At 56.7% G+C, this 388-nt stretch carries 1 rRNA gene; it reads left to right on the forward strand.

Features of this window, described 5'->3' with window-relative positions:
- A 23S ribosomal RNA gene (locus RM445_RS32110) occupies positions 1 to 388 on the forward strand; the annotation flags it as partial.

Here is a 388-nt window from a genome sequence, read left to right on the forward strand (position 1 = left end):
GTCTGGAAAGGCCGGCGCGATGGGTGACAGCCCCGTACGGGACGGACGATTCATAGGACTCGAGTAGGGCGGGACACGTGAAATCCTGTCTGAACATGGGGGGACCACCCTCCAAGCCTAAGTACTCCTCAGCGACCGATAGCGAACCAGTACCGTGAGGGAAAGGTGAAAAGCACCCCGACGAGGGGAGTGAAACAGCACCTGAAACCGGATGCTTACAAACAGTGGGAGCCCAAGGTTCGTCCTGGGTGACCGCGTACCTTTTGTATAATGGGTCAGCGACTTAAAGTTACGAGCGAGCTTAAGCCGATAGGTGGAGGCGCAGCGAAAGCGAGTCTGAACAGGGCGTTCAGTTCGTGGCTTTAGACCCGAAACCGAGTGATCTAGC

The organism is Pseudonocardia charpentierae (genome assembly GCF_031845345.1).
GTDB classification, from domain to species: Bacteria; Actinomycetota; Actinomycetes; order Mycobacteriales; family Pseudonocardiaceae; genus Pseudonocardia; species Pseudonocardia charpentierae.